Origin of the sequence: Corynebacterium parakroppenstedtii, from assembly GCF_019754935.1 — a bacterium.
Lineage (GTDB): Bacteria > Actinomycetota > Actinomycetes > Mycobacteriales > Mycobacteriaceae > Corynebacterium > Corynebacterium parakroppenstedtii.
The window spans coordinates 467,381-489,989 of sequence record NZ_JAGSOA010000002.1 but is presented as its reverse complement, the minus strand read 5'-3'; the positions used below and the strand labels follow the sequence as shown (position 1 = coordinate 489,989).

The 22,609-nt window shown below is 52.4% G+C and carries 17 protein-coding genes; 3 read left to right on the top strand and 14 right to left on the bottom strand.

The window, feature by feature from the left end; all coding sequences use genetic code 11:
• On the bottom strand, window positions 1–222 hold a 222-nt coding region (locus tag KCQ76_RS08595; protein ID WP_221914842.1), incomplete at its 3' end, for a hypothetical protein.
• 1,333 nt (window positions 223–1,555) lie between these two features.
• Here KCQ76_RS08595 and KCQ76_RS08590 point away from each other — a divergent pair.
• Genes KCQ76_RS08590 through KCQ76_RS08580 form a run of 3 tightly spaced genes read left to right on the top strand, consistent with a single transcriptional unit; the run spans window position 1,556 to window position 4,403 of the window.
• The gene (locus KCQ76_RS08590) at window positions 1,556–2,182 is read left to right on the top strand and encodes an MptD family putative ECF transporter S component (RefSeq protein WP_046202937.1); all 627 of its coding nucleotides are present in this window, start codon (window positions 1,556–1,558) and stop codon (window positions 2,180–2,182) included.
• 11 nt (window positions 2,183–2,193) lie between these two features.
• Complete coding sequence (locus tag KCQ76_RS08585; protein WP_046203129.1) at window positions 2,194–2,928, top strand: energy-coupling factor transporter transmembrane component T; 735 nt, start codon at window positions 2,194–2,196, stop codon at window positions 2,926–2,928.
• Window positions 2,925–4,403, top strand: a complete 1,479-nt coding sequence (locus tag KCQ76_RS08580; protein WP_046202938.1) for an ABC transporter ATP-binding protein — start codon at window positions 2,925–2,927, stop codon at window positions 4,401–4,403. Before KCQ76_RS08585 ends, KCQ76_RS08580 begins: the two co-directional genes overlap by 4 nt.
• A gap of 86 nt (window positions 4,404–4,489) precedes the next feature.
• Here the strand turns inward: KCQ76_RS08580 and KCQ76_RS08575 are convergent, their stop codons facing one another.
• The 13 genes from KCQ76_RS08575 to pheT all read right to left on the bottom strand — a co-directional run bounded on the left by KCQ76_RS08575 (window position 4,490) and on the right by pheT (window position 22,576).
• Entirely contained in the window at window positions 4,490–6,214 is a 1,725-nt protein-coding gene (locus tag KCQ76_RS08575; RefSeq protein WP_046202939.1) for an ABC transporter ATP-binding protein, read from the bottom strand.
• Window positions 6,211–7,974, bottom strand: a complete 1,764-nt coding sequence (locus KCQ76_RS08570) for an ABC transporter ATP-binding protein (RefSeq protein ID WP_046202940.1) — start codon at window positions 7,972–7,974, stop codon at window positions 6,211–6,213. Before KCQ76_RS08570 ends, KCQ76_RS08575 begins: the two co-directional genes overlap by 4 nt.
• An 877-nt stretch (window positions 7,975–8,851) precedes the next feature.
• Entirely contained in the window at window positions 8,852–10,183 is a 1,332-nt protein-coding gene (tyrS, locus tag KCQ76_RS08565; protein WP_046202941.1) for a tyrosine--tRNA ligase, read from the bottom strand.
• Window positions 10,184–10,270: 87 nt separating this feature from the next.
• Window positions 10,271–10,447, bottom strand: coding sequence for a Trm112 family protein (locus KCQ76_RS08560; RefSeq protein ID WP_012731485.1), 177 nt, complete (start codon window positions 10,445–10,447; stop codon window positions 10,271–10,273).
• A 198-nt stretch (window positions 10,448–10,645) separates the two neighbouring features.
• Window positions 10,646–12,094, bottom strand: a complete 1,449-nt coding sequence (gene argH, locus KCQ76_RS08555) for an argininosuccinate lyase (protein ID WP_046202942.1) — start codon at window positions 12,092–12,094, stop codon at window positions 10,646–10,648.
• Between the two features lie 104 nt (window positions 12,095–12,198).
• Entirely contained in the window at window positions 12,199–13,395 is a 1,197-nt protein-coding gene (locus KCQ76_RS08550; protein WP_046202943.1) for an argininosuccinate synthase, read from the bottom strand.
• 106 nt (window positions 13,396–13,501) lie between these two features.
• The gene (locus tag KCQ76_RS08545; protein WP_046202944.1) at window positions 13,502–13,996 is read right to left on the bottom strand and encodes an arginine repressor; all 495 of its coding nucleotides are present in this window, start codon (window positions 13,994–13,996) and stop codon (window positions 13,502–13,504) included.
• A gap of 49 nt (window positions 13,997–14,045) precedes the next feature.
• Window positions 14,046–14,999 carry an ornithine carbamoyltransferase gene (gene argF, locus KCQ76_RS08540; RefSeq protein WP_046202945.1) on the bottom strand — a complete coding sequence of 318 codons (954 nt, stop codon included), beginning with the start codon at window positions 14,997–14,999 and terminating at the stop codon, window positions 14,046–14,048.
• Window positions 15,000–15,132: 133 nt separating this feature from the next.
• Window positions 15,133–16,395 carry an acetylornithine transaminase gene (locus KCQ76_RS08535; RefSeq protein ID WP_082089876.1) on the bottom strand — a complete coding sequence of 421 codons (1,263 nt, stop codon included), beginning with the start codon at window positions 16,393–16,395 and terminating at the stop codon, window positions 15,133–15,135.
• Window positions 16,396–16,471: 76 nt separating this feature from the next.
• Window positions 16,472–17,506, bottom strand: a complete 1,035-nt coding sequence (argB, locus tag KCQ76_RS08530) for an acetylglutamate kinase (protein WP_046202946.1) — start codon at window positions 17,504–17,506, stop codon at window positions 16,472–16,474.
• A 119-nt stretch (window positions 17,507–17,625) separates the two neighbouring features.
• Window positions 17,626–18,807, bottom strand: coding sequence for a bifunctional glutamate N-acetyltransferase/amino-acid acetyltransferase ArgJ (gene argJ, locus KCQ76_RS08525; RefSeq protein ID WP_046202947.1), 1,182 nt, complete (start codon window positions 18,805–18,807; stop codon window positions 17,626–17,628).
• 107 nt (window positions 18,808–18,914) lie between these two features.
• Window positions 18,915–19,988 (bottom strand): N-acetyl-gamma-glutamyl-phosphate reductase, encoded by a 1,074-nt coding sequence (argC, locus tag KCQ76_RS08520; RefSeq protein WP_046202948.1) that lies wholly within the window; start codon window positions 19,986–19,988, stop codon window positions 18,915–18,917.
• A gap of 41 nt (window positions 19,989–20,029) precedes the next feature.
• Window positions 20,030–22,576, bottom strand: a complete 2,547-nt coding sequence (gene pheT / locus KCQ76_RS08515; protein WP_046202949.1) for a phenylalanine--tRNA ligase subunit beta — start codon at window positions 22,574–22,576, stop codon at window positions 20,030–20,032.
• Window positions 22,577–22,609 lie beyond the last annotated feature (33 nt).

Genomic DNA, 22,609 nt, shown 5'->3' with positions numbered 1-22,609 from the left:
AACCCACAACCAGATCACTGCCTTCCCAGTAACCGGGCGGGCTGCCTCGGCGACGACAAAGAACACTACACACCCCACCCACACACCACAAACCCCCAGCACACAACCACAAAACACCCACAACAAAACACTTACACGCCACCACGTCGTCGTGTACCACACGAACCAAGTCGCGGGAAGTTCCCCGATGCACTCAAGTGGCGCCACTCGTGTCTCAAGCACGACTCCCCTACCCACTGCCCCATCAGCTCACAGTTTTCTGATGACCTTCAATGCCGAGAACCATTAATTACCGAATGAACAGACCCAGAGAACACGTCTCAAACCAGAGTTTCCCTTCAATGTAGCCCGGCGAGACGATTACGAGTCACATCCTTATGCCCTCTACCCCTATGTAAATCGACTCTTCTGCTCGGGAAATATCCCTAAGGAAACGGGACGTTCCATCACTCATCGAGAATTAGCCCTAAGCAGCTCAGCTCGGTTTTCCGTGTTTGGACTCGAGAACTACAGAGAGCTGAGCCGTCGTTTTATCCGACAAGGTCGTCCACTGACCCAACCGTGATCTAGAACGGTTTCAACCAGTTGCAGTACCGAACGGCGTCGGAAACTATCCAGCCCTGGCCGATTCCCAGGTCATAACAACGAGGGTTTTTAAATCCGCGACCGGTAGCCAGCCAGTATGGGCGGCACTGATGAACTCGGTAGAAATGACACAGTGACCAACAACCTCTAACAGCCGAGCACCTAGGTTTTCAGAAAAGTGTGTGGCCTAAATGTCAAGAAGTAAAGCCGCAAAATGGAATCACCTTCTGACCACCACAAGGGCTCAGCATTTCCTTCGAAGAGAGACACCACAGGTATCCCACAGGCAGAAAATACAAAAAGACCTAGAGACTGGCCCCATAGCCGGATCAGTGGAGCCGGTTGATATCGCTCAATACGTCGTTACTGAAGTCGGCGAGGAGCATGCATCCCCATCGATTAGACATCAGCATTTGACAAACGCCAAAACTCCATGGCTGTCATGGAAGATATAATCATTTTCGATGGACACCCCCAAAAGTCCCAGGCCCTCCCCTGGTTAGACGTCAACGATTAGTTCCCCAGGGGGGGTGTGCATCGGTTTTCTATAGCAAAAAGTGTTCTCAATATGGGGTTGTCGCGCTTATACTGTCAACGATAGTTTTGGCTACACTTATCTAATTCACCCGTGATCAGGAAAACCACCGTCATGACCTCGACAGCCTACCGCCCTAATAAACGACGTTTAAGAGCTTCACCCAGTACATCTATCTCATCCCGACAGCGACTCGTCTGCCATGGTCTGGATGACTAACTCCGCTCCGATGAGAGAGATCGGTAGAAGCATCCATCCGCGGGGTCTTCGAGCTCTCGACTACGCAACAGCTGGCTGAATCGTTTACAAATATCTACAACACCGCTGCCGAGGTAGGACAATCTTAAGGCAACCTCGCCAATACCGTTCTATTTCCATCCCTTTTACGTCTCCGAATAAAAGCGACAAAACAGCACTTCATCTGGGAGGATCCCTGTGCCTAATTCCAACAGCACCACTACTAGATCCACGAAAAACAAGACACTCAATGTCACCGACCTCATGACAATCGGAATTTTTTTCGTTATTAACCTGGTCGTGGGCGTCGCAATCTCTTTTATTGGCATTACCCCGGTAACTTACGTGATGATCACCTCCGTCCAGGCCCTTGTTCTCGGCATCCCAATGATGCTGTTCTTCGCAAAGATTCATAAGCCCAGTATGGTCCTCGTTTTCTCGATGCTCAGTGGTCTCTCGAGTCTCTTACTTGGTCTGGGAATTTGGCCGCTTTTACTCAGCTTGGTAACAGGCGTAACGGCGGAGATAGTGTTACGAGCGGGGAAATACGAAAGTACCTTTCATAGCGTGATTGCCTACGCCTGTATCGCTTTAACCCCGACAGCGTCGTACATACCGCTATTCTTTACTACTCGCCAGTACCTCGAAAGTAGCGAAATGCACGAAAAATACGGCGCCAGTTTTGCTGACGGTCTGTCCTCGATAGGCGAGATGAGTTGGCTGTATGGAATCATTGTCATCTCGACCTTCTGCTGTGGCGTCCTTGGCGGCATCCTCGGACGTCGGATTTTCACAAAGCACTTCGAACGCGCAGGCATCGTCTAATGCCGCCCACCATGCCTGGCTCAGGTTCACGGACTACAGGGCTTAACCTCGATCCACGGACAACCGTGATTGTCATTCTTGTCGTTTCCTCAGTCCTACTATCACCAGCAGGATCCACGGGCATACTCGGAAACGTTGCTCGATGGATCTTAATTGCCATTCCGGGCCTGCTCTTTCTCGCATCGGGTTTGCTGGCATCAGCCCTACGCTATTTAGTGGCTTTTTCGGTACTTGCCGGCATCCCTAAATTACTAGTGCTAACAATTCCGGAACGGCACCTTTTTATCGACATCTTCGCAACATGGTTTGGTGGCTTATCGCTCATTATCCCAGGAGTCACTTGTTGCTGGTACCTGCTGCGCACTACCTCAGCTAGCGAATTTGTCGCCACTATGCAGCGTGTCCATTGTCCTGAAGCATTGTGGATTCCAACTTCATTCATCTTCCGCTTTTTCCCCACCATCGCTGAAGAATACCGCGATATTCGAACTGCGATGCGGATGCGGGGTATCTCTGGTCTGCGTAATCCAATTGCCATGCTCGAATACCGTTTTGTCCCCTTATTGGTTTCGGTCATCGGGATCGGCAATGAACTCGCTATGTCGGCAGTGACTCGGGGTCTAGGGGCAACTCGGCATCGAACCACTCTATGCACCATCGGCTTCCGGACCGGTGATGCCCTCGTCATGGCGGTGCTTGCAACCTGCCTAGCCTTATTAATTGCAAATAGGATTATGCTGCCATGATCGAACTCCGCCAGGTATCAATGTCTTACGACAAACATGCTGCAGAACCGATCCTTCATGACCTGAATTTAAAGGTAGCTGAGGGCGAGCTAGTCCTGTTATGTGGTGAATCCGGCTGCGGAAAATCGAGTCTATTGCGTCTTTTGAATGGTGTAGCGCACTCCTTCTGTAATGCCAGTATCTCCGGCGATATCGTACTTGACGACCGGATAACCACCTACGCTGAACCGCACGATCTTGCTCCCTATGTCGGATCTGTGTTTCAAAACCCAAAATCACAGTTCTTCACTCTCGAGGTGGCCAGCGAACTGGCTTTTGGCTGTGAGAACCTCGGTATTAGACCCGAAGAGATCCGTCGACGGATCAACGCAGTAGGCAAGGATTTCAGTATAGCTCACCTTCTTGAGCGACAGCTTTTCGCGCTGTCGGGCGGACAGAAGCAGAAGGTGGCGTGTGGTTCAGTAGCAACAATGCAGCCGCGCGTACTCCTGCTTGATGAACCATCATCGAACCTAGATCTGGAAGCTACCGACGAACTGCATGAGATCATTTCTCACTGGAAAGCGCAGGGTCGCACGATCTTAGTTGCCGAACACCGCTTGTGGTACCTCATCAACATTGTTGACCGTGTTTTAGTGATGCGGGATGGGCGGATCGCCCACGAATTCACTGGCGATGAGTTCCGGGCAATGGATGAAGAAGCGCTGCATGAATTAGGACTGCGCTCGTCGAAACCAGTACCTAAAACTACCGATAAACGGAGAGCCATCAAGAAAACAATAACCCTAGAGAATCTACGATTCACGTACCCAAAATCTGTCTCGCCCGCTCTGAGTATCAAGCATGCAGAGATTCCTCAGGGACAGATTATTGGTGTGGTAGGACGAAATGGCGCAGGAAAGTCAACCTTTGTACGAGCTCTAACCGGCATCGAGCCGAAGGCAAAAGGCGCGGTATACATGAACAAGGGTAAGCTATCGAGTCCACGACAGCGTCTCCGCCATTCTTACCTCGTGATGCAGGATGTCAATCATCAGCTTTTTGGAGAAAACATTGATGCTGATGTGACGATCGGCACTAAGAAGTTGGGAGCGGAGGAACAATCCTACCTGACCGAGATTCTTAAAGCACTGGATCTCGACGATAAACGGGATAGACACCCGATGTCACTCTCTGGTGGTGAACGCCAACGAATCGCAATTGCTTCAGCGTTGCTGAGTAAGCGAGAGATAATTGTGTTCGACGAGCCCACCAGTGGTCTAGATCTTCGCCGGATGCAGAAGGTTGCTCAGTTGCTCGATGACTTAGCACGCCGGAACAAAACCGTCTTAGTGGTTACACACGACTTCGAGTTGTTAGCAGCCTGTTGTGATTCATTGTTACTCGTTGACAATGGGAAGGTGTTCTCGGCTGAGGCGTGCAACAACGCTAAGTTGAAGCGCATAGAGCACTTTATTCGCCCTGGAGCCAACTAGCTAACACACCGTCACGTCATGAAGAGGCTCACTACTCTATCCTGTGAGCCTCTTTCAATACATCGGCCAGGCGTGAAGGGCACAGTCTATAACCTCCAATTATTGGCATCCCGCTTATCTCTCCAAAAGCTGCAGTAACGCGGTGAAGACTCCATGAGCTGTTCATGAGTACCGACGGATTCGACTTTACCGGATGGGCTCAGGACTACGATCTGATCGGCATTACGGATCGTGTGTAAACGATGGGCAATCACAATAGTTGTTCGCTCACTAGATAACTCATCCATACCACCTAAGATCAAGTGCTCATTCTGCACATCCAGCGAGCTAGTCGCTTCATCAAGCAGGACAATTGGCGCATCTTTCAGCAGAGCCCGGGCAATCGACACACGCTGGCGCTCACCGCCAGAGAGGTTCTGTCCGCCCTCACTAATAAGGGTTTCGAATCCATGAGGCAGCTTATTAGCGATCTCTGTGACACCAGCAATCTCTGCAGCACGCAAAACTTCTTCTCGGGAAGCATTGTGGCGACCGAGACGGATGTTTTCATACAGCGTGTCTTCGAACAAGTACACGTCTTGAAACACCATAGCCAAAGAATCCAGTACCGCACGTGTGCCGAGTTTGCGCAGGTCGACTCCCCCGATACGAATTGCACCTTGGTCAACGTCGTAAAAACGTGCAGTGAGCTTCAATAAAGTGCTTTTCCCGCATCCGCTGGGTCCCACTAGCGCAGTAGTCGTTCCAGGCTCCACATGAAAGCTGATACCGCTGACCACAGGGGTATCCGGCGTATAGCCAAAGCTAACGTTGTCGAACTCGATTGCATAATTATCGAGCTGTCCCGGGGTTTCGGGTTCAGGTAATATATCGGCGTTAAGGATCTTCTGGATTTCGCCGAGTGTATTGCGTGCAGCCTGTACCCCTTCGCCGTAGGGCAATCCAGCCATCGCTACACGGGCGAGAATGAACACCAGCACTACAACACCAATGTAAGTGCCAACTTCCAACCAACCGTTGAGCAGCAACACGGTTGCAACAACGTCAATAACGACGGTGCCAAACATGATTATCATGGCCAGCCGGCCCATGATCATCTCGCCCGTTTCCTGAGTATGCCGCTGGGCAGCGAATTGCTCTCGGATAGATTCCCGCACCGCACGCACCCCCAATGAATCTGGACCGGCCGCACGCAGTACTGGCTGAACCTGCGCGAACTCAAGCACCTGCGCTGCGCCGTGTTCGTTGCGTTCTCCCTTTCGACGCTCTGCAACACGGTATTTCCCCATCAGTCGTTGATAAGCGCCCCAGACAAGGACAACTACGGCGATGGTCATAAGACCTAGTCGCCAATCGACAACAATGAGAAAGACACTAGCCAAAGCAGCTGAAGCAGCACCGTGCATCATCGGTCGCAACATCATTGCCGGCGCATTCGCAGCAAAGAGTGCTCCACTGGTAGCAGTGACGCCAATTTGGCCTGAACGGTCTTCGTCGAAATATCCCAAGGGAAGTTCAGCTGTACGATGAGCAATGAGCTCATGAATGCGCAACACATAATCGTGGCCTAAGTCTTGGGCAATTACTTCAGTGGGCCAATCGGCCGCTGCGTACACAACAACAGTCACAAGAATCCAAGGAAGCCAGGCTGATGCCGACGATGCTCCGTCCGTGAACAGAGTATCGAGAAACAATGCGATAAGAATAAGGCCGATCGACAGCGCAAGTGAAGACAACGCGATAAGCGTGAGGACGAACGTCAGTCGACGCCGGTTAGCCGAACTGCCAAGCGAATAGAGGGTGCGAATCATTCGGTTACCTCCCCAAAAGTGCCCGCCTGGGCATCTTCATAGCGCTTCCACATCGCGGCGTAGCTCTTATTCGCTGCGACCAATTCATCATGAGTCCCTGATTCTGTAATCTTCCCATCCTCGAGCATTAAGATCCGGTCCGCTCCAGTGATGGTGTGTAGCCGGTGTGCGATAACCACCAGTGTTCGGCCGTTTACCAATTCGCTGATGGCCTTCTGAATAGCAGCCTCAGAGTCGGGATCGGCAAAGGCGGTAGCCTCATCGAGAACTAGGATCGGAGCATCGAGCAATATGGACCGAGCGATAGCTAAGTGTTGTTGTTCTCCGCCAGAAAGCTGGGCATCCTCACCGATCACAGAATCGTAGCCAAACGGCAGATTGGTAATGCGCTCGTGAATCTGAGCAGCTTTCGCGGCGCGGATTACCTGGTCATCAGTGGCCTCTGGATTTGCAAGACGAATATTGTCGCGCACGCTCAGCTTCATTAAGTACGCGTCCTGAAAGACAAAACCGACCCGATCATAGAGCTGGTTGGAAGTGAGATCGACACTGGAAATCCCACCGATTCGTACCGCACCAACAGTCGGATCAAGTAGACGCGGAATCAAAGAGGCCAGTGTGGATTTACCTGAACCGGACGGGCCAACCACCGCAGTTACGCTGCCAGGGGCAAGATGTTCATTGATATCACTAAGTACCGGGACCCCTTCCTCGTAAGAAAAGCCCAAGTCGTCAAATTCAATACCAGAATCTTTGGGGTCTTTGTCACCCACAGCCGGTGGTAGCACTGGGATATTAAAGAACTGTGTGAGTTGTGAGGCAGCAGCCTTTGCCTCGGAGAACATAATGTTGGTTCGCGATAACATGAGCAGCGGAGCAGCGATGTTATTGATCAACAAAAATGCTGCTAAGACATCCAGAACCGACACATCCGCCGACGTAATGAGATATGGTCCCGCGGCAGCGACGACCAGCAAACCAAAGGCCGTGGAGGTGAAAATCTTCATGAGGGCGCTGGGGTGGACGGTAGCGTGCACCCAATCACGGTAAAACTTTCCAAATCTCCTGGAGCGGTCAAGGAAGAGGCTTTCATCGTAGCCTTCGGGAACGAAAACCTTTATGACCGGGATACCGCGAACGAGCTCTACGACGGCAGCATCAAGTTGTTTCTGACTAGTTGTAAAGTGATCAGCTTTTTCCTCGAACTGACGCATCATGAATGGCATCGTTGCGATAGCCAACAACAACGGGACTAAGCCGACTAGGCCAATTCGCCAGTCGAGTATGAACATATAGCCTAAGCTCAAAACTGGCACGAGGACACCCGCAGCATAGTCGTGGGGTCCATGTGCGATGAGCTGATGAATTTTAGTCACATCATCTTCAACATACGTTTTAATAGTGCCCGAGGGGGTTCGAGTAAACCAGGAAAGCGGTAGCTTACCCATTTTGGTGATCTGCCGTTGTCTCAGATGTTCGCCGAGTACTCCGTCGGCCTTGTGACTAATTTGGAGACTTTTTACAGTAGCCTGCCCATGCAAAAGAGTAGTTACTACCAACGCGAGAACGAGCAACCATAGTCGCAAGGAGTTAATTTGCTGCCCATTGAGAATGGGCAGCACAGTGCGCACTAATTCGACGAGGACGATAACCGGCGCTAAAGAAAGGAATGCTGCAAGTATCGCTAGCAGTGCTGAGAGAGCAATTTGTTTGTGGGCAGGTTTGGAGATCTGCCAGAAAGTAACCGGTTTTCCTGTCATCAAGACCCCCTACACTTCATCAAAATCATCTCCATGACAGTTCAATTTCTTTATAGGTACGCCTAAGCTTACTCTATTGAAGTTTGACTGTTGAGAGCTTCCTCTCCCCAAAATCTCTGAAACTATAATTTCGGCAAGGAACAAAAGCGCCTAGGCAAACCCAAAAACCCTCGTCCAGCAGGAGGAATTATCATCTACAAGAACTCTGCGCTAGATATGCATAGTAGTAAGAACTCCCGATGCCGAGAGCACATTCGGGGTATCCCACAAACCACCGTTTCGCGCATCCTGCTTTATTTCTGATTCAGGGATACCGCGACCTAGCAAGCCGAGGTCAGCCCTGGGATGCCCCTAAAAAACAAATAGTGCACCAGCCAACAAATCAAGAATCTCCATAGAAAACTGGTGGGGAAGCCGACAGAAGAAATCGAACCGTCGCCCATATCTGCGAGTTGCCTTGTTTGGAAGCCGCGCCGGAATATCACCGACACGATTGGCACCTACCCGCAGCCGAGAAGCGGAGCCATCGGTACCAGCATGGTGACATCAAATCAGCAAGCATCCGTTGAAATAGCTGGGGCGGGATGAATATATCATTCATTAATGATGAGTAGCCGTAAAGCAAAAATGCAACAGCTCGTCGAATGAGCCTGCTGGGATCGAGCACTTCCTGTGGATCATTCTCAAACCCGCTAGCTAAGCCTCCTCCCCACTCGGTCACCGTTGGTCTGAGGCACCGTGACCAGCTACCGTTCCAGCCCCTCGCTGGTCGCGGAACCATCAGACAGCCGTGGATAATTCCCACCGGCTGGAGAACAAGGCATACGGCTCACATAGGCGTTGCACTCAACTCCCTAAATAAACGGCTAAGACGCTTTTAGCCTAGGAGGTGTATACCTGCAAAATTCTTTTTACCTCGGCGCAGCACCAGGTACTTGGATTGAAGGAGGTCCTTCGAGTCGGGCTCCCACCCATCATCGCTGACTCGCTCGTTATTGACGTAGGCTCCGCCTTCCTTAATAGCGCGACGCGCGGCTCCCTTGGACTTCACGAGCCCCGTAGCTACCAACAGGTCGACGATCGTTTTCGGATCCTCAGCACCGATTTCTACGAGGGATGTTTCAGCCAAAGCGCCACGTAACGTGGGCTCATCAAGATCAGCGAGTTCTGCTTTACCAAATAGGGCCTGAGCTGCCAGTTCGACGGCCTTCGTGGCAGCTTCTCCATGGACCAAGGTTGTCATTTCTTGCGCTAGTCGACGCTGAGCCTCACGACGATGAGGACGCTCCTCAACCTCTGTCGCCAGTCGTTCAATTTCGTCGCGTTCCAAGAACGTGAACCACTTCAGATAACGCACGACATCGGCATCGTTCGTGTTGAGGAAATACTGGTACCAGGCGTAGGGGCTGGTCATCTCGGGATCAAGCCAGAGCTTTCCGCCACCGGTGGACTTACCAAACTTGCGCCCCTCACTGTCTGTGACAAGCGGCACAGTCAGTCCGTGTACAGTCTCCGAATCAAGTCGCCGATTGAGGTCGACGCCTCCGACGATGTTTCCCCACTGATCCGATCCACCGATTTGAACCCGGCAATCGTAGCGTCGTCGAAGTTCAACGAAGTCATTCGCTTGTAAGAGCATGTAAGAGAACTCCGTGTAGGAAATGCCGTCGCCCTCTAGCCGGCGTTTCACGGTGTCTCTTGACAACATGGTGTTAAGCGAAAAGTTCTTGCCTAAATCACGCAGGTACTCGATGGCAGACATTTGCGATGTCCACGTGTAGTTATTTTCGAGAATCGCACCATTGCTCCCTGAGAAATCAGGGTCGCCTTCAAATGAGACGAAGCGTCGAAGCTGTGACGAAATATTCTGGGCCCACTCAGAGACCGTATCTGCGGCAAGCATCGCCCGTTCCCCCACTTCACGGGGATCACCGATCATCCCCGTCGCGCCGCCAGCTAAGACGATCGGGCGGTGCCCGGCCTGCTGGAACCGCTTGAGCATCAGCAACGGAACTAAATGACCGGCATGAAGCGACGGACCGGTGGGATCAAAGCCCGTATATAGCGTCAGCATCCCTTCACGAGCCACTTGCTTAAGCAGGTCAAGATCCGTCGATTGATTAATAAGACCTCGCCACTGAAGGTCGTCAATGACAGCTGCTCGAGCGTCAGATCCTTCTGACACGCCGCTATCCGCTCCGTTGTTCATTTAGTACGTGCTCCTCTACTACACACTCGACTGAGAATCATTATTCAGTTGGGCGACGGATTTCCCGCTATTACGCGCAATTTTTCTTTATTTGCCTTGGTAAGCGAGGGCCTCGTCCTCAAGAAGGACGGGGATTCCGTCGTCAATGGGATATGCAATATGCAAACGCGGATTAACCAAAAGCTGCTCGTCCTCGTGATACTCCAGTGGCCCCTTGTCTTGTGGGCACACCAGAAGTGACAGTAGCTCTTCATTCAGGCTCATAAACGCCTAGCCTACCTTGCTGCTCAAACCCGACGCTCACAGCATCTTCTGTCATTGAGCGCTACCCCACGGCGCCACGATGTGCTGGGAATGATGCACCGGCAGTAAAGAGCGCCGACATACGGACGCCGGCGTAGCGACGTCGTTGTAAAGACGTCGGCGAACCAGCTGATCAAAGCTGACGGGCCAGCACGAAGATTAAACGCTACCCAGAATGGGCGAATGAGCCGCCCACTCGGAATCCTGAGACGCGACTTTTCTCAACCGCTCAAGTTGCTCCATCACACGTGGTCTCGCGGTACCTCCCTTGGTGTCACGAGATGCGACCGACCCTTCCACGGTGAGCACTTCCCTCACCTCTGGCGTTAACGACGGATGAGCCGAGCGCAATTCCTCGTCAGTCAAGTCTTTAAGGCTGACTTCGCGGGCCTCGGCCATGCGGACACATGATCCCGATGCCTCGTGTGCTTCCCTAAACGGGACGCCCCGGCGAACGAGCCATTCCGCAAGATCTGTTGCTAGGGTGAATCCACGAGGCGCTAATTCACGCATCCGGTCAGTATGGAACGTTAACGTCTTTACCAAACCGGTCATGGCAGGCAAGAGCAAAAGAAGTTGATTAACCGAGTCAACTATGGGCTCTTTATCTTCCTGTAGATCACGGTCATAGGCCAATGGGAGTGCTTTACAGGTCGCCATAAGACCCGCAAGATTACCGATCAGGCGTCCGGTTTTACCGCGAGTCAATTCAGCAACATCAGGGTTTTTCTTTTGCGGCATGATCGACGATCCCGTTGACCACGAATCATCAAGAGTGACATAACCGTATTCCGGTGTGCACCAAGAGATAATCTCTTCAGCAAGACGCGACATATCGACACCAATTTGTGCCAGCACATAAGCAGTTTCTGTCGCAAAATCTCGGGAACTCGTTCCGTCAATCGAATTCTCCGACGAGGAATCAAACCCTAACTCTTGCGCAATAGCTTCTGGATCCAAATGAAGAGTGGACCCTGCAAGAGCACCTGAACCATACGGGCTCACTGCCAAACGCTTGTCCAAATCCTTAAGCCGGTCGACATCTCTCACGAGCGGATGCGCATGGGCCAAAAGCTGATGGGCAACAAGGATGGGCTGAGCAGCCTGCGAGTGAGTTTTACCAGGCATAATGTCATGGGAATGTGCCTCGGCTTGATCGGCCAGGGCCTTAACTAATTCGATGACCTCTGCTGCAACGTTTCGAACAGCATCCCGCACCCACATCCGAAAGAGAGCGGCGACTTGATCGTTACGCGAGCGCCCTGCGCGAAGGCGTCCACCGACCTCGGCACCCACGCGCTCAATGAGACCACGTTCCATGGCGCCATGGACATCTTCATCGGTGGGATCCGGCTTAAAGGCGCCTGACGCGACGTCGTCACCGAGTTGATTCAAGCCGTTAATCATCACTTCGAAGTCCTCGTCGCTAAGAAGACCTCGGCTGTGCAAAACCCTGGCGTGAGCTTTCGACGCTAAAACGTCGTATGGTGCCAGAACCCAATCGAAATGGGTGGATACGGACAGGGCAAACATCGCATCGCTCGGGCCGCCAGAGAACCGGCCTCCCCACAAAGAGCCCTGATTCGTTTTATGCGCCGAAATTCCCATTGTTTCTCCTTTGATGCCCGCTACCTCAGACCCACTATCTCAGGCACAGTGAGCTTTGCTTCCCGAAAAGACACTATGCCAAATACGCGAAGAAAATATCGTGACTATTGTTCACGATCTCGTTTGCAGGCAATCTTCGAAGACAAACCATGCAGCTCCACGAAGCCACGCGACAGCGTCTGGTCAAAAGTATCCCCAGTGTCGTACGTCGCTAAATTGAAATCATAAAGCGACTTATCCGACCGGCGGCCGTTCACCGTGATCCGGCCTTCGTGAAGAACAAGACGGATATCGCCCGTGACATTTTCCTGCGTCGAGTCAATAAAGGCATCAAGCGAACGTTTCAATGGCGCGAACCACAGTCCGTCATAGACCTCTTCAGACCACCGGGCATCAATTCCCCGCTTATACCGCGCGAGCTCCCTCTCAACCGTGATGTCTTCCAACGCCTCATGAGCCCGAATGAGAACCATTGCACCCGGAGCTTCATAGACCTCACGGGACTTAATTCCGACGAGGCGGTCTTCGACCATATCGAGCCGGCCAACACCCTGAGCCCCACCACGACGATTCATCTCTTCGATCGCTTCAAGCACTGAGACAGGCCGGCCGTCGATAGCGACGGGCTTACCGCCTTCGAACGAAATTACGACTTCGTCAGGGGCATTTCCCAGCGACGGTTCTTCTGTGTATGCGTACAAATCCTTCGTCGGCGGGTTCCACAAATCCTCGAGGAATCCCGTTTCGACTGCCCGGCCCCACACGTTTTGGTCAATGGAAAAAGGCGAACTTGCCGATTGTTCAATGGGCAAATCAATCTCTTCAGCAAAAGCAATGGCCTTATCCCGGGTCCAGGCGTAATCACGTGCCGGAGCAATAATCTTTAGATCAGGCGCGGTGTCGGCAAAACCTACTTCAAACCGGACCTGGTCGTTTCCTTTGCCCGTGCAACCGTGGGCAACGTGGGTACCGCCATGTTCCTTAGCGGCTTCCACGAGGTGCTTCACGATCAACGGCCGAGAAAGCGCAGATACCAGCGGGTATTGCTTCATATACAAACCGTTAGCCTTGATGGCTGGCAAACAATACTGCTCAGCGAATTCATCTTTTGCATCGACGACGATGGCTTCTACCGCACCACAGGCGAGAGCACGTTGACGCACCGATTCCATGTCCTCGCCGCCTTGGCCCAGATCAATGGACACTGCGACGACCTCGCCACCCGTCATTTTCGCCAAATAAGGAATAGCTACCGATGTATCCAGGCCACCAGAGTAGGCGAGAACAACACGATTAGTCACAAGACTCTCCTTGAAAATTGAGTAAACGAAAAGTAGATAACTCAAGGTCAGCGGCCGATATCTACGACCACTTGTGAGTATTATTCAAATATGCGGATAAGTTTAGTCATCGAGACGAGTATGACGAAACTCCGGCGAAATACCGAGCGAGTTGCTCACCGTTCATCGGTTCACGGGACAGTACGAAAATAGTGTCGTCACCAGCGACTGTACCGACAACCTGTGTCAAAGGAGCACGGTCAATGACGCTAGCGAGATATTGGGCGCCGCCCGGAGGAGTGCGAAGCACCGCGAAGTTTCCAGAGAAGTCCGTCGAGACCAAAAGCTCTGCCAAGGTTCGACGTAGCTTATCCATTCGTCCGTCCGAATCGGGCTCCGCGTCGGGGCCGTCGACGGTATAAAAGCTTGCCCCGCCGGAGGAACGGACCTTCCGCGCCCCCATTTCATCGAGATCCCGTGACAACGTTGCCTGAGTGACTTCCACCCCGTCTTGTGCCAACAACTCGATGATCTGCGATTGATTCGAGACATGATGAGATTGCAGAATCTCCAAAACTCGAGCCTGGCGGGCAGTGCGCGTCGATGGCGCATGTTTCGACATTAATCAACCTCTCTCAAACCGACGAGAACCACGAAGTCTCCCACGACAATCACGAATAAGGATTATGCTCTATAACCCACGACAAGAGTGCTTTTTGCGCGTGAAGACGGTTTTCTGCTTCATCAAAAACGCGTGATTGAGGGCCATCGATGACTGACGACGTCACCTCGCTACCCCGGTACGCCGGAAGGCAATGGAGGAAAATCGCCGTCTCTTTCGCCCGACCCATCACCTCGTCATTGACCTGGTACGGCAAAAGCGGTGTTCGACGATCGAGGCCATCATTTTCAAAGCCCATAGAAACCCACGTATCGGTAATGACGACATCTGCTCCGGCTACTGCGTCGACATCGTCAGTCACCACGATGGATGCCCCTGTGTCTGCGGCAAGACCTTGAGCTCGCTTCACGATAGCGGCGTGTGGCTGAAAACCTTTGGGAGAACAAATCGTTATATTGATACCTGCCATGGCAAATCCAAGCAGATATGAATTCGCCATGTTGTTATTTCCATCCCCCAGATACACAGCCTTTAAACCATGCAATTCATTCACTTCACTGTGAGGAGTGCAGTGCTCAATAATTGTAAGAAGATCAGCTAAAATTTGACACGGATGATAATCGTCACAGAGTGCATTGACCACGGGGACAGTCGCTGTTGACGCTATACGTTCAAGATTACTGTGTTCATATGTTCGCCATACGATCGCTGTAACGAAACGAGAGAGCACCGCCCCCGTATCCTCAAACGTTTCCTTTTTACCGATTTGGGAACTACCAGAGTTAACCACAATGGCATTGCCGCCCAACTGCGCGATTCCCGCATCAAAGGAAAACCTCGTGCGCGTCGATGTCTTATCAAACAGGACTGCGACGGACTGTGGCCCTTCTAATGGACGAAACCCGAAAGGATCCTTTTTCATTTCAAGAGCGCGCGCTAAAACCTCAGCTTGCTCCGATGATGACAAATCGTCATCTTTTAAAAAATGCCGAATATTCTCCATTACTCACACCTCATAATTAATTCTATATATAAATAACGAAATGTAACTATATATCAACCGATCCTGACGCGTCTACCATCAACTAAGTCTTCTTCTGTCGCCTGGAGACACCGTTTTAAGTTGCAGTAACGCATCATTGATCTCGCACTACGCTCCCAAGTGACTCTTTCAGTCGGCTCACGCCTTCGTCGCATTCTTCATCAGTGAGAACCAAAGGCGGAGTAATACGCAAAACCGACTCCGCGGGAGCATTCAGGATCACTCCACGGTCACGCGCGTCTGAAACGACTTCTTTGGCGATAGGCGAATCTAAAACAACCCCCAGCATGAGACCACGACCCCGCACCTGAACAACATGAGGCAGCGATGACAATGCTGTACGTAATCGGCTACCAATACTCCTGACATGACCCACAAGGCCGTCGTCGCAGTATTGTTGGACCACCAAACCAGCAGATGCCGCGACTGGGTTGCCAGCAAACGTCGAACCGTGAGCCCCTGGAGTAAAGAAAGAGGACGCTCTCCCCGTCGCCACGCACGCACCTATCGGAAGTCCGGCCGATAATCCTTTAGCCGTTGTCACCACGTCGGGAATAATTCCAGCATCCTGAAATGCGAAATAGTCTCCGGTACGGCCGTTCCCCGTCTGCACCTCATCACACATCATGAGAGCACCGACGCGATCCGCTATCCGACGAATGTCTCTCAAAAAATTCCTCGACGCCGGGATCACACCGGTCTCGCCCTGAATCGGCTCGACGATAATCGCAGCGACCTCATCCGGCTGAATCTCAACGAGTTTTTCTAGATAAGACGTGTCGTTGTAGTGGAAAAACTCGACTCCCCCAGGGAGCGGAGCGAAAATATCGCGTTTGGCTGGCTGGCCTGTCATAGCCAATGAACCCATTGTCCGGCCATGAAACCCATTCAGCGCAGCCAAAACACGACGCTTACCCGTGAGCCTAGCTAACTTAAAAGCCATCTCGTTAGCTTCTGTTCCGGAATTACAAAACGCTACCCGAGTGGTTGACATAGTGCGATCACTATCTGCATCGTGACCATTTTCATCACGACGGCCTTCCCACAGCCGTTCCTTCAGCCTTTCGGCTAAAAGCAAAGATGGCCTGTTAGAAAACAAATTTGATGTGTGGGTGAGGCTACTCGCTTGAGTGGCGACGGCTTTCGCTACTTTTTCATTCCCATACCCCAGAGAATTAACCGCGATACCCGCAAGAAAGTCGACATAATCTTTTCCCTGGGAATCCTTTACCCGCGCGCCACGACCGCTGATTAATTGCAATGGCGGCTCGCCATAATTGTTCATCATTGTCATGGACCAACGGTCTTTCCAGGATTTCTCTGGATTGGAACTATCGACCTCTACGGGATTATTCATGTCACAACTTTCGATACATCAGGTTTGTAGAGCGGACCGGGGCGTTACGAAATAGAGCTTTGAAACTGCATTCGGATTACTGATCGGAGGCGTGGTGCGTCAGCTTCTGCGGGCCATCCCCTCTGTAGGGACGACGATCCGCACCATAAGCTATTCCTTCTTCATCCATCCCGTAAGAATGGCGATAAATGAGGTGATCAGCGCGGACGACAGGATCTTCACCATCGGGGATAATCATCGTGCCGATACCACCCGAAGTTAATAACTCTAAAAGCACGCTATGAGCAATACGCCCGTCGATAATGCTTGCCGCTTTGACGCCATGATCAACTGCCTCGACCGCAGATTCAATCTTCGGAATCATGCCGGATTCCAACCGGGGAAACACTGAACGAGCTCCAGAGATCGTGATCTTTGAAACGAGGGATTCCTTATCCGGCCATTCGGTATAAAGCCCTTCCACATTCGTCAAAACCAGTAGCCTCTCGGCCCCCAACGCTTGTGCTAGTGCGGCAGCTGCAGAATCCGCATTGATGTTGTACACACGGCCATCGTTACCTGGTGCAATGGTCGACACCACTGGAATTCGCCCAGCCTGGATTAAATCCACAATCGTCGATGGCTCGACATCGACGATATCGCCGACTAATCCTATGTCTTCCCGAAATCCATCTACGACGGCATAGCGTTGCCGAGCAGTAAATAAGCTCGCATCCTCACCTGACGTCCCCACGGCATAAGGACCAAATTGGTTGATAAGGTTAACGAGTTCTCGGCCCACTTTCCCGAATAAAACCATACGGGCGACTTCCATCACCTCAGGAGTAGTGACCCGATATCCACCCTTGAACTCGCCTTCAAGACCTAAACGCGAAAGCATCTCATTAATCTGCGGTCCCCCACCATGAACAACGACTGGCTTAACACCGACAGTCCGAAGAAAAACCATATCCTCGGCAAACGCACGCTTTAAGTCGTCATCGATCATGGCATTGCCGCCATATTTAATAACGACGATGGTGTCCCGATAGTGAGTGAGCCACGGAAGAGCTTCGGCTAAAGTATGCGCCCTCATTTCTGGAGTTAACGCGGCAGTTAATGACCTCACCATGATTATCGTCCCTCACTCACATCCATTAATTTCCGTCACCACTAATGTCACAATCACCATGCGCAACAGAAATAAGTCAACGTAAAAACCTGATCTAAATTTTCGACGATGCTATGCGACTACGTTGTATATGCAGAATTGATTTCAACGTATGAGAAAGAAAGATCGGTGGTACGGACGGTGGCCTCTCCTCGGCGCCCTGTGCCCAAATCAACAATCACGGAGATATCCGGCCCCGAGATATCGACATCCCGACTACCCTCGACAGCCGCAGAATTCCTGCACACCACATGATCGTTAAATGACACCGAGATACCATGCGGATCCATCTCTACGTCGGCTATTCCTACGGCAGCTAGCACACGGCCCCAGTTTGGATCAGAACCGAACATAGCGCACTTCGTTAAATTGTCGCGCCCAATGGTTCGGGCCGCGAGGAGCGCTTCAGAGTCGTTAGCAGCACCGATGACCTTAATAGACACTCGTTTGGTCACACCCTCAGCATCGCTTTGCATCTGTGAAGCAAGGTGATTGCAAACCTGACGAAGTGCGTGCGCAAACTCTTCCGGGCTTGGAGAAACACCACTGGCACCCGACGACAACAGTAACGCCGTGTCATTCGTCGATGTCGATCCATCGATATCTAAGCGATCAAACGTTGTTGAGGCTGCTGCACGCAGTGCAGAGCGGGCCGTGTCTGCGTCCACGACCGCGTCGGTAGTGATGCAGCAGAGCATCGTAGCCAAGGAAGGGGAAATCATTCCCACCCCTTTAACCATTGCGCCGATCCGCCAGCCGTCTCCCACATAGACTGCCTGTTTGGGGACAGTATCGGTCGTCATGATCGCTTCTGCCGCGGCCGTACCAGCGGAGTCCGACGACGCATCCGTCGAATCTATGCCACGGCTTAATGCATTAATACCCGCACTGACACGATCCATGGGGAGATGATCACCAATGATGCCAGTCGAGCACACAGCCACATCATGAGGATCACAGTGCACAAATGAGGAGACAGCGGAAGCCATATCGCGCGCGTCCTGAATCCCCTGCTCGCCTGTACACGCATTCGCGTTACCGGCGTTAAAAACCACGGCGCGCAGATGGCCGTCGCTAGTGTTGGCGCTCGTCACCTCGACAGGCGCGGCCCGAATTTTATTTCGGGTGAATACCCCTGCTGCTACATCATGCGGCCCATCATTAACGACGAGACACATGTCGGGTTTGCCCGACGCCTTAATACCCGCCGTCGTCGATGCAGCCCGAAACCCCATCGGCGCGGTGATCCCCAGTAATGACACAACGATTCCTTAAAAATAAATAACCCGGTGCTACGAATGTAAAAAGCGCTAGATGAAAACCTGACAACGCGGAGTAAGAAAACCTTATGAGAGTAAGGAGCCCGGTATTATGGCGCAACCCCATTAATGCTCAGTCCGGAATCTTCCGGCCACCCTTGTGCAAGATTCATGCATTGGATAGCAGCTCCGGCAGTTCCCTTGACCAAATTGTCAATAGCTGAGGTCACGACCACTCGTCGGACTGCCACATCGTATTCGGCCTGGATATGGACCGCGTTCGATCCCAACACGGATTGAGTTGCCGGCTGCTGATCGCCGTTTAAAACAACGACAAATTTTTCGTCACTATAGAACGACCGATATGCCGCTTTGACTGCGTCCTGTGCTGCGCTGGGATCTTTTTCAGTCAGAGCTACCAATTCTTCCGATGCTGGGGCGGATGCCGTCGTCAATATCCCCCGTTGCATCGGCGCAAGAACAGGAGTGAAAGATACCTGAACAGGCTCGTCACACGCTTCTTGTAAGTTTTGGATAATTTCTGGGGTATGACGATGTTTCCCACCCGTCTTATACGCCCGCGCTGAACCCATGGTTTCTGACCCCAACATACCCACTGAGGGTTTCTTGCCAGCACCCGAAACACCCGTGACAGAAACAATGGAGATCTCTGGGGTGATGAGCTTCGATATCAATGCTGGAAGTAGAGCCAGCGTCGCGCCGGTCGGAAAACATCCGGGGACGGCGATGCGCCGAATACTGGCGATTTTCTTTCTATGCCCGGGCATCTCAGGGATTCCATACGGCCATGATCCCGCATAAGGAGAGTCATAGAACGCTTCCCATTGCCCTTTATCTGCGAGACGAAAATCAGCCCCACAGTCAATGATTAGCGTTTCATCCGGTAAAGATTGCGCGATCTTCGCTGAATGACCGTGTGGCAGCGCAAGGAACACGATGTCGTGCTCAGCCAGGCGAGCAGGCTCGGTCTTTTCAATGGTGCGTCCGTGCAATTCCACCAAGTGAGGCATGAGGGCTTCAACACTTTGACCTGCGTGAGAAGCGCCTGTCAATGCCCCAATGGTCATAGCACCGGCGCGATACTGAGGATGGGAGAGAAGGAGCCTGAGGATTTCACTACCCGCGTATCCCGTCGCTCCGGCTACTGCCACTGAAACTGTCATATGACGGACAGTACTTATATATGCACTCGTGTGCAAATTATTCAGCTACGGAGGGTGGCCCCTAACTCCTCATTGGCATGAGCCACTGCCGCTTGCCGAGCCTCGTTGCACTCCTCTTCAGTCAGAGTCCGATCTAAAGCCCTAAATTTCAGCGCGAAGGTCATTGAAACCTTGTTCTCGCCCAATGCCTCGGAACGATAAATGTCAAAGAGTTCAATCGATTCCAGTAGCTCCCCTGCACCCGTCATCAACGATCGACGCAGCTTCTCTGCAGGCACCGAGTTATCGACGACGACCGCGACATCTTGGAGCACCGCCGGGAACGGAGAGAGCTGAGGAGAGACTGCCTCACGGACGAACGGGATAGCATCCAGGTCAAGTTCCGCAGCAACAGTCCTCGGCGGAATTCCCAAACGTTCGCACACCTGAGGATGAAGCTCCCCTGCGAACCCAATTGCACTTTCAGGCTCATAATTCGGAGAACCTTGCAAGAAAACTCCAGCACAACGACCCGGATGCCACGGTAGATGGTCAACATTCACAAACTCGAAGTTGATACCCACAGCACGTCCGACCACGCGTACGGACTCAATTGCATCCATCGTGTCCACCGGACGGCCTGCACCCCATGGACCATTGCTCGTCCACAATCCTGACGAGACAGTGCCTACATGCAATGGCTGGCTCGGTAACGAATGAATAAGTGCGTGAACCTCAGAGTCGCTGGGCCGGGCCGACACATCCAACATGGGTGATGGACCATTGCCCTCATCAAAGGAAACCTGCTCGACACCATACAGAGAAACATCGGCTTGACCACGGTCGATATTGCGTTTCAATGAGTCCAGCAACGACGGAAGCAGCGTTGTTCCCAGTGAACTGTACCCCGATTCCAGCGGATTAAGAACCTTAACGACATTCCGCCGTGGATCGTTCTTCTCCAGACCCCAGACATCAAAGGTGTCATCTGCGATAAAGGGGCTGGGCAGAGTCTCGGTGTATCCACTCCACGCCAAGGCATGTCCTACTGCACGGCGCCGCCGTTGCCGAGGGGTGAGCCCACGACCTGCCGGCGACTGAGGAACGACGGATGGAATGTCCTCAATGCCTTCGAGTCGCAGAACCTCTTCGACCAGGTCAGCTTTCATCGTGAGGTCAGGACGCCAGGTCGGCGGAGTAACGGAGAGCAGCGGAACCGCGCCCTCGCCTTCCTGGGCTTGAGTCACCGCACATCCGATTTCCTTCAGGCGCTTCTCCGCAGTCCCCCTCGGATAATCGACGCCCGCCATCTGTGACGGATAATCGTCGTCCATCTGGATCGTCGGCATAGTGGGAACGTCGCCAATGAGGGTCCGTCCGGACGCGATCTCGCCCCCAGCGATCCCAGCGATGAGCGCCGCCGCGGTATCAAGAGCAACTTCTACCAATGCGGGATCGACACCACGTTCGAAGCGTCGGGAAGCCTCGGACGACAGTTTGTGACGCCGCGAGGTCCGCGCAATAGTCATCGCATCAAAGTTCGCAGCTTCGAGGTAGACAGACGTCGTCGAATCACTAATTTCCGACGTAGAACCGCCCATCACCCCAGCCATGGACTGAATTCCGGTCTCGTCCGCGATGACGAGGTCCTCAGGATCCAAATTCCTTTCGACCCCGTCCAACGTGGTCAGCGTTTCGCCTTGCTGCGCATCACGTACGGTCAAGCCGCCATCGATCTTGTCAGCATCGAACGCGTGCATGGGCTGGCCGTACAGGAACATGACGTAGTTGGTGACGTCGGTCGGCAAATTCACTGGCCTTTGGCCGCACAGCATCAGTTGGCGTTCCATCCAAAATGGAGTCGCCGCCGACGGATTGATTCCACGAACCTCGCGGATTCCAAAACGTTTGACATCAGTTGTATTACGAACATCAACCGGAAGAGCGTCCCCAAACACGTCGGGCACCTGAACACGTAGTTCTGCGGCAGCAGGATCGTCAGCGGGATCGACGTACGTGAGGTTGAAACTGGATGCAATTTCTCGTGCTAATCCACGGGCCGACAGGGCATAGCCACGGTCTGGGGTGATGTTGACATCAAAAATAGTGTCGGACAATCTCAGGAAAGGCCGGGGATCGTTGCCGGGCTGCCCGGCTTTTGCTGGCAGAGTAATAATGCCCTTGTTCTGAGTCCGGGACAGTCCCAGCTCCATCGCAGAGCACAGCATTCCTTCGGACATTTTGCCGTACGTTTTGCGGGCACTAATAGAAAAATCGCCAGGGAGAACTGTGCCGGGCAAGGCCACCACAACAACGTCTCCCTCAGCAAAGTTTCGCGCCCCACAAATAATGTGTTGAAGCTCGCCCGAACCATTAGCTTTGCCAACGTTGACATCACAGTAGCGAATAGGTTTCTTAAAACCCTCAAGCTCCTCAATTTTTTCCACACGGCCTAAGACAAGTGGACCCGTCGTCTCGGGGATTGTCTCGTATCCCTCAGTTTCAAACCCAACACGAACATAGGCAGAATCTAGCTCTTCTGGTGTAACTGACCAGCCGGGATTTGCGTAGTCCAGGATTTCAGTAATCCAACGTTGGGGCATGAACATGGAAGACTCCTTAAAGAAGAAAGATGAATAGCA